This is a genomic window from Serratia sp. (in: enterobacteria), from assembly GCF_051654945.1.
Taxonomy (GTDB): Bacteria; Pseudomonadota; Gammaproteobacteria; order Enterobacterales; family Enterobacteriaceae; genus Chania.
Genome location: NZ_JBOFZA010000043.1, coordinates 376,432 through 383,280, shown reverse-complemented (window position 1 = coordinate 383,280; position 6,849 = coordinate 376,432). Strand labels below are relative to the sequence as shown.

Annotated in this window: 6 protein-coding genes; 4 read left to right on the top strand and 2 right to left on the bottom strand. The window is 52.3% G+C overall.

Annotation, left to right across the window (positions count from 1 at the left end):
- Positions 1-150: 150 nt before the first annotated feature.
- Positions 151-522: a VOC family protein gene (locus ACRDCA_RS07865; RefSeq protein WP_438689016.1), complete on the bottom strand. Its 372-nt coding sequence runs from the start codon at positions 520-522 to the stop codon at positions 151-153.
- Between the two features lie 494 nt (positions 523-1,016).
- On the opposite strand from ACRDCA_RS07865, the gene ACRDCA_RS07860 reads away from it, so the two are divergent.
- The 4 genes from ACRDCA_RS07860 to tynA all read left to right on the top strand — a co-directional run bounded on the left by ACRDCA_RS07860 (position 1,017) and on the right by tynA (position 5,192).
- Positions 1,017-1,220, top strand: coding sequence for a DUF4762 family protein (locus ACRDCA_RS07860; RefSeq protein WP_438689015.1), 204 nt, complete (start codon positions 1,017-1,019; stop codon positions 1,218-1,220).
- A 106-nt stretch (positions 1,221-1,326) separates the two neighbouring features.
- Positions 1,327-1,530, top strand: a complete 204-nt coding sequence (locus tag ACRDCA_RS07855; RefSeq protein ID WP_438689014.1) for a hypothetical protein — start codon at positions 1,327-1,329, stop codon at positions 1,528-1,530.
- Between the two features lie 291 nt (positions 1,531-1,821).
- Entirely contained in the window at positions 1,822-2,736 is a 915-nt protein-coding gene (feaR, locus tag ACRDCA_RS07850; protein WP_438689013.1) for a transcriptional regulator FeaR, read from the top strand.
- Between the two features lie 185 nt (positions 2,737-2,921).
- Positions 2,922-5,192 carry a primary-amine oxidase gene (gene tynA, locus ACRDCA_RS07845; RefSeq protein WP_438689012.1) on the top strand — a complete coding sequence of 757 codons (2,271 nt, stop codon included), beginning with the start codon at positions 2,922-2,924 and terminating at the stop codon, positions 5,190-5,192.
- A gap of 70 nt (positions 5,193-5,262) precedes the next feature.
- Here the strand turns inward: tynA and ACRDCA_RS07840 are convergent, their stop codons facing one another.
- Positions 5,263-6,756, bottom strand: a complete 1,494-nt coding sequence (locus ACRDCA_RS07840) for an aldehyde dehydrogenase family protein (protein WP_438689011.1) — start codon at positions 6,754-6,756, stop codon at positions 5,263-5,265.
- Positions 6,757-6,849: the final 93 nt, after the last annotated feature.

Here is a 6,849-nt window from a genome sequence, read left to right as displayed (position 1 = left end):
TCCATACATTGTCGGAAATATCGTGGCGCCGGTGGGCTGCAATAGTCATGATACGCTGACCTTCTGATTAGAAGGTCCGATTATCAATGTAGAAGGTCCGATTATCAATGATTTTCAGCCTTATGACGACACTATCTAGGGAGAGGGGCATTATTTCATGGAGTGCAGGCCAATCACGTTACCTTCGCAATCCTTGGCGATGGCGATAAAGCCATGTTCACCGATGGCAAACTTCGGCCGCAGGATCTCACCGCCATTGGGAACAATACGGCTCTCCTCCACGGCGCAATCTTCACAGCTCAGATAAACCATGGTGCCGCCCGGTCCTGCTGGCGCACAATCCATTTTAACCAGTGCGCCACCAGAGCCTTCGCCCCCTTCCTGATAAGGGAAAATAAAGTATTCCATCTCTTCGTCTTCCATCTTCTCTAACTGCGTGTTGAAAACCGCCTCATAGAATTTTTTTGCCCGCGGCATATCATTCACATAAATTTCGAACCAATTAACGATATTATTTTTCATCACGATCTCCAGAGGTATTGGTGGTTATTGTGTCTGGCGGGTTATGTTAGTCATGCTGTGTATTTATACAGTGATCTGGATCATATAATTAACGCTAACTCTAATACTCAACAAGTAAAGCTGGTGCTCAGTGAGTTACTTAGCATGCTAAATAACTACTGGTGATAAAGTTAACATATTGTGATAAGACGTTTTATGTGCTAATTCTTGCTTTTTACATTGCAATATCATTTTGTGAATGGGATTGTTTTATTCATACTTTAAATTAATTTCATTAAATTATTTCGGGACTATTCTTGTTTTTAAATAAGGGGGTTCTCGAAGGTAGGTTGGTAAAGGCTTTAATGTTGACTGTAAATTTGTTTGGTTATTATAATCTGCCTGGCTTTTAGGTGGGTTTAAGCCCGTTAATGAAGGCGCACTCTAGAATTAAATACTTTATTGATGAGAAACCTGAAAGCCAATTCCACTATTTACACTATAAGGATATAATTATGAAAAAGTTAAATGTATCAGAAGTTTCCAACATTGTTGGCGGTACCATCTCTCTGTCTAGCTGCTCAATCACTTATGTGAAAGACACCACGGATATTGGCCTTCCTAAGCCGGTTGAAATTTGCAACGCGGTTAACACCTGCACCAGCAAAAACGGCGAGACTGTGACCAAGACCATGGTTGATCTGTCTAAGTGTAACTAATTCACTCGCTTTTAGGTGAAACAAGATAAAGTCATTCAAAATATTGAGTTACTTTTAACGTAAATCTAAAAGCAAACTTAAAAGTCACCCCTATAAGGATATAATTATGAAAAAGTTAAACGCATCAGAAGTTTCAAACGTTGTCGGCGGCGCTACCTCTAACTGCAAAGTTTCTTATAGCTTGAATAAGCTGGAACTGGGTTCTCTTATTGGCATGAACGTCTGTACCCGTGTTAGCACCTGTGAAGGTAAATTCGGCGAGCCAGTTGTAACCAAAGTACCAGTAGCTCTGTCAAACTGCGAAGCTTAATAGCCGCCGTATTTAAGGTATGGCACCATGGTGCTGTACCTTTGTATATCTTCTCAATTTCATCAGTACTGTTTTTTCCTCGTTAGCTTATATCGCCTCCTGCCGCAGGCGTAGATGCCTCCCCTCATAGTTTGTGATCCCAGCGTCAAATCCCTTGAATAATGTTGAATGAATGTTGATGAATTGTTACGGTGGATTGCCGGGCTAGCCTGACAGCCACACTCTGCGGGGCACACGGCTCGGTACAATAAGCCTGTTCTCTTTTGTTGCTGATGTTTCAAGGGGTTAATCATGGCCGTGTCTACAAGGCTCGCCGATGCCAGTTTTGAACAGTGGTTAGGACAGATCAATTCTGCCTGCGGCCGGTTTTGTGCCAAAACCCTGGCACCTGGATTTGCCGGGGCGATACAGGAGTTCCACTCCCATGCCTTGCGTCTGAGCGTGGTCGATGTTGCCCAGACCCGGCTTTACCGTACCGCCCGCGAAGTTGCCCAAAGCGATGGCCGCCACTTTTTTACCGTATTCCAACTGTGTGGCCAGTCGGTTATGGAACAGGGCGATCAGCAGACGGTATTATCGGCCGGAGACATCACCTTGATTGATGCCGCGCAGCCCAGCAGCTTTACCTATCAACAGGGTTCCCGACAGTTATCACTGTTGCTGCCGCGCAGTTATCTCGAACAACAACTGCGCTTTACCGATCTGCCCGGCGCGCGGCGCATTGCTGCCGATACGGCGGTAGCCAAACTCAGCCAGCAACTGGTGCTGAGCAGCATGCAGAATGCGCAGATGAGCCGCCTGGAGAGCGAGGCGGTGCTTAATGCTGTGGCCACCTTGTTACAGCCCGCCTTGCAAGGAGAAAACGAGGGGGGCGATAGCCATGAGCGAGTATTTACTCGTTCGTTGGCGTTTATCGACCAGCATATTCAGTCTGAACAGTTACGACCAGAATGGGTGGCCAGTGAAATCGGTGTCTCGGTGCGCAGTCTGTACCGGCTATTTGCCCGCAAGGGGTTGGTCGTGGCGCAGTACATTAAAAACCGCCGCCTGGATCTCTGCGCGCAGGTGTTGCGCCAGGCAAAGGAGCAGCAGAAGCTGGCCAATATTGGTTATGACTGGGGATTTACCGATCACAGCCATTTCTCCACCGCCTTCAAGGCCCGTTTTGGCGTCTCGCCAAGCGCGTATCGCAAACAGTACCAATAACCCCGCCTGGATGTTTTGCCAGCAGATTGTCAGGAGCGACAAATCGGATGGCAAGCACAACAAAATATCCCCAGTGAAGAGTTGCTATGTTGAATCGGGGATCCGGCTAACGGACTCATCACAACAACAACGGCTGCAATGTCTCTTTTATGGGTGACGGGGGAAAGATGGTATCTACAACAACAATGAAAACCAAACGCCTGCCAGCGGCTATCGCGCTGGCGTTGGGCTTGCTGATTGGTGCGGGATGGCAGCCAGCGGCGTTGGCTCATGGCACCGCGGCACATATGGTCCCATTACAAAAAACGCTGGAGGAGTTTGGTGCCAGCGTGCAGTGGGATGATTACGCCCGCCTGTTTGTGATCGTGAAAGACGGTGCCTACGTGAAGGTCAAGCCGAATAGCCGCGAAGCCATGGTTAACGGCAAGCCGCTGAAGTTACAGGTGCCGGTGGTGTTTAAGGGCCAAACGGCTTATATGTCCGACGAGTTTATCAACGAGGTGTTCCAATCCGGTCTGGATCAGACTTTTGCGGTGGAGCACCGGGCGCATCCGCTGAACCCGTTGAGCGCGGCGGAGATTAACGCGGCGGTCGCCATTATCAAGGCGGCTCCGGGGTATAAAGACAACGTACGCTTTACCGAAATCTCGCTGCGCGAACCGGCAAAAAATCAGGTCTGGCAGTTCGTGCTGAGCGGTAGCGACGTACGGCAACCCCGGCAGGCCGCTATTACCCTGCTCGACGGGGTACACGTGATTGAAACCGTGGTCGATCTGCAACAAAAAAAGGTGCTGTCCTGGCAGCCGATCAAAGACGCTCAGGGCATGGTGTTGCTGGATGACTTCGCCAGCGTTCAGAGCATTATCAACGGCAGTAAAGAATATGCCGAAGCCCTGAAGAAACACGGCGTTGCAAACCCGGGCAAAGTGATCACCACCCCGTTGACCGTTGGCTATTTCGATGGCAAAGACGGTTTGCAGCAGGATCAACGCCTGCTGAAAGTGATCAGTTATCTCGATGTTGGCGATGGCAACTACTGGGCGCATCCGATCGAAAATCTGGTGGCGGTGGTCGATCTGGAGCAGAAGAAGATCATCAAAATTGAAGAGGGGCCGGTGATCCCGGTGCCGATGAAGTCCACGCCGTACGATGGTCGCGATCGTAAGGCCCCAAAAATCAAGCCATTGAATATCATCGAGCCAGAAGGTAAAAACTACACCATCACCGGCAACACCATTCACTGGCAGAATTGGGATTTCCACCTGCATATGAATTCCCGCGTCGGGCCGGTGATCTCAACCGTGACCTATAACGACAATGGCCGCAAGCGCAAGGTGATGTATGAAGGATCGCTGGGTGGCATGATAGTGCCTTATGGCGACCCGGACGTGGGCTGGTATTTCAAAGCCTATCTGGATGCCGGGGATTATGGCATGGGTACGCTCACCTCGCCGATTGCGCGGGGCAAAGATGCGCCGCAAAACGCGGTGTTGCTGGATGAAACCATTGCCGACTACACCGGCAAGCCGACCGATATTCCGCGCGCCATCGCTATCTTTGAGCGTTACGCCGGGCCGGAATACAAGCATCAGGAGATGGGGCAGCCGAATATCAGCACTGAACGCCGTGAGCTGGTGGTGCGCTGGATCAGTACGGTCGGCAACTACGACTACATCTTCGACTGGGTATTCCATCAGAACGGCACCATCGGCATCGACGCCGGGGCGACGGGTATCGAAGCGGTGAAGGGGGTGAAAGCCAGAACCATGCAGGATCCCACCGCCAAGCAGGATACGCAATATGGCACGCTGATCGATCACAACATTGTCGGTACCACTCATCAGCACATTTACAACTTCCGGCTGGATATGGATGTGGATGGGGAAAACAACAGCCTGGTCGAGTTGAACCCGGATGTGAAACCGAACGAACGGGGCGGCCCGCGTACCAGTACCATGCAGGTCGATCAGGTGAAGGTCAGCACCGAGCAGCAGGCGGCACAGAAGTTCGATCCTTCGACCATCCGCTTGTTGAGCAACCCGAGCCGGTTGAACAAGATGGGTAACCCGGTTTCCTATCAGCTGATCCCTTATGCGGGCGGCACACACCCGATCGCCAAGGGGGCCAACTTTGGCAAGGACGAGTGGATTTACCATCGTCTGAGCTTTATGGATCGGCAGCTGTGGGTAACCCGCTACAACCCGAATGAACGCTATCCGGAAGGCAAATACCCGAACCGTTCGATCCACGATACCGGGCTGGGCCAATATACGGCGGACAATCAGTCGATAGACAACACCGACGACGTGGTCTGGCTCACCACCGGCACGACCCATGTGGCGCGAGCGGAAGAGTGGCCGATTATGCCAACCGAGTGGGTGCACGCCTTGCTGAAACCGTGGAACTTCTTTGATGAGACGCCAACCTTGAACCTGAACGGGCAAAAACAACCGTAGTTTTTGGCGTTATCCATAAAACAGGGGGCGAACCGTGGTTCGCCCCCTGATTATTTTGGCGCAATGCCAATCAATAACGAATACACACCGACTTGGATTCGGTATAGGCATCCAGCCAATCCGGGCCAAAATCGCGGCCGCTGCCAGACTGCTTGAAACCGCCAAACGGCATGTTGGCATCGATCAAGGTATGCGTATTAACCCACACCGTACCCGCCTGAATGCGTGGTGTATACGCCATAGCCGCTTGCAGGCTGGTGGTCCACAGGCTGGCCGTCAGGCCATAGTCAGTATCGTTGGCTTTTTGCAGCGCCTCTTCCGCATCCGCTACGCGGATCAGGTTGACGACTGGGCCAAACACTTCTTCTCGCGTCAGGTTCAGACTGTCTTCCGGGTTGATCACCAGCGTGGGGGGAATATAAAAGCCTTGTGGATCAGGCCCGGCGGCACCGGTGATCAGTTCGGCGTGTTTGTTTCTGGCATCCTCCAGATAGGCGGCCACCTTGTTGCGGTGTTCTTTGGAGACCAGCGGATTGATCTGGGCGTTGCCGTCCATCCCCGGCCCGACAGATAGCGATTTCACCGCCTGCTCAAAACCGGCGACCAGCCGATCGTAAATCGGTGCTTCAATATAGATGCGTGAACTGGCGGCGCAGACCTGCCCTTGATTGAGGAAGCTGCCGGCCATCAACCCTTCGATCACCTGTGTCAGATCGGCATCTTTCAGCACGATAGCCGGGTTTTTTCCCCCCAGCTCCAGCGTGACGCGGGTTAAGCGATCTGCCGCCGCACGGGCGATCCCTTTGCCCACTGGCGTGGAGCCGGTAAAGCTCACTTTGGCGATCAGCGGATGCTCGGTCAGCGCTTTGCCACAGACTGCACCTTTGCCCGTTACCACGTTTAACACGCCCGGAGGCACCCCAGCATCGCTTGCGAGTTCAGCAATACGCAGCAGGGTAAGAGGAGTCGTTTCTGACGGTTTGATGACGATGGAGCAACCTGCCGCCAGGGCTGGCATTACCTTCCACATACCAATCAGCAGTGGGAAGTTCCAGGGAACAATCCCGGCTACCACGCCAATCGGCTCCTTACGGGTATACACCTGATATTTGGCTCCTGGGGGCATGGGAATAGAGACATCCAGGGTTTGGCCGACGATCTTGGTGGTCAGCCCGGCGGTATAGCGCATCCAGTTCAGCGCACAGCCCACTTCAAAGGCGCGGGAGATATTGATGGACTTGCCCTGTTCCAGCGTTTCCAACTGGGCCAGCTCTTCGGCATGTTGTTCCACCAGATCGGCGAAGCGCAGTAAAATTCGTTCACGTTCGGCGGGCAAACGCTGCGCCCAAACGCCGGAGGTAAAGGCCTGATGGGCAGAGGTGACCGCCAGTTCCACATCGGCGGTATTGGCATCCGCGGTACAGGAGATTTGTTTGCCGTCGGCCGGGTTATACACTGCCAGCCGTGACTCTGCCTGTGAGGTTTGCCACTGGCCGTTGATATACAGGCCGTGCTGACGGTCGAGGAAACGGACTACGCTGTCGAGTAGGGTCACATTAGGCATACGCCCTCCTAAGGGGAATAAAACGGATTTTTACCCTTAAAAGTCTATAGCGTAATGCCCAACATGGTTTTTATCTGCCTGACATTTGGTTTG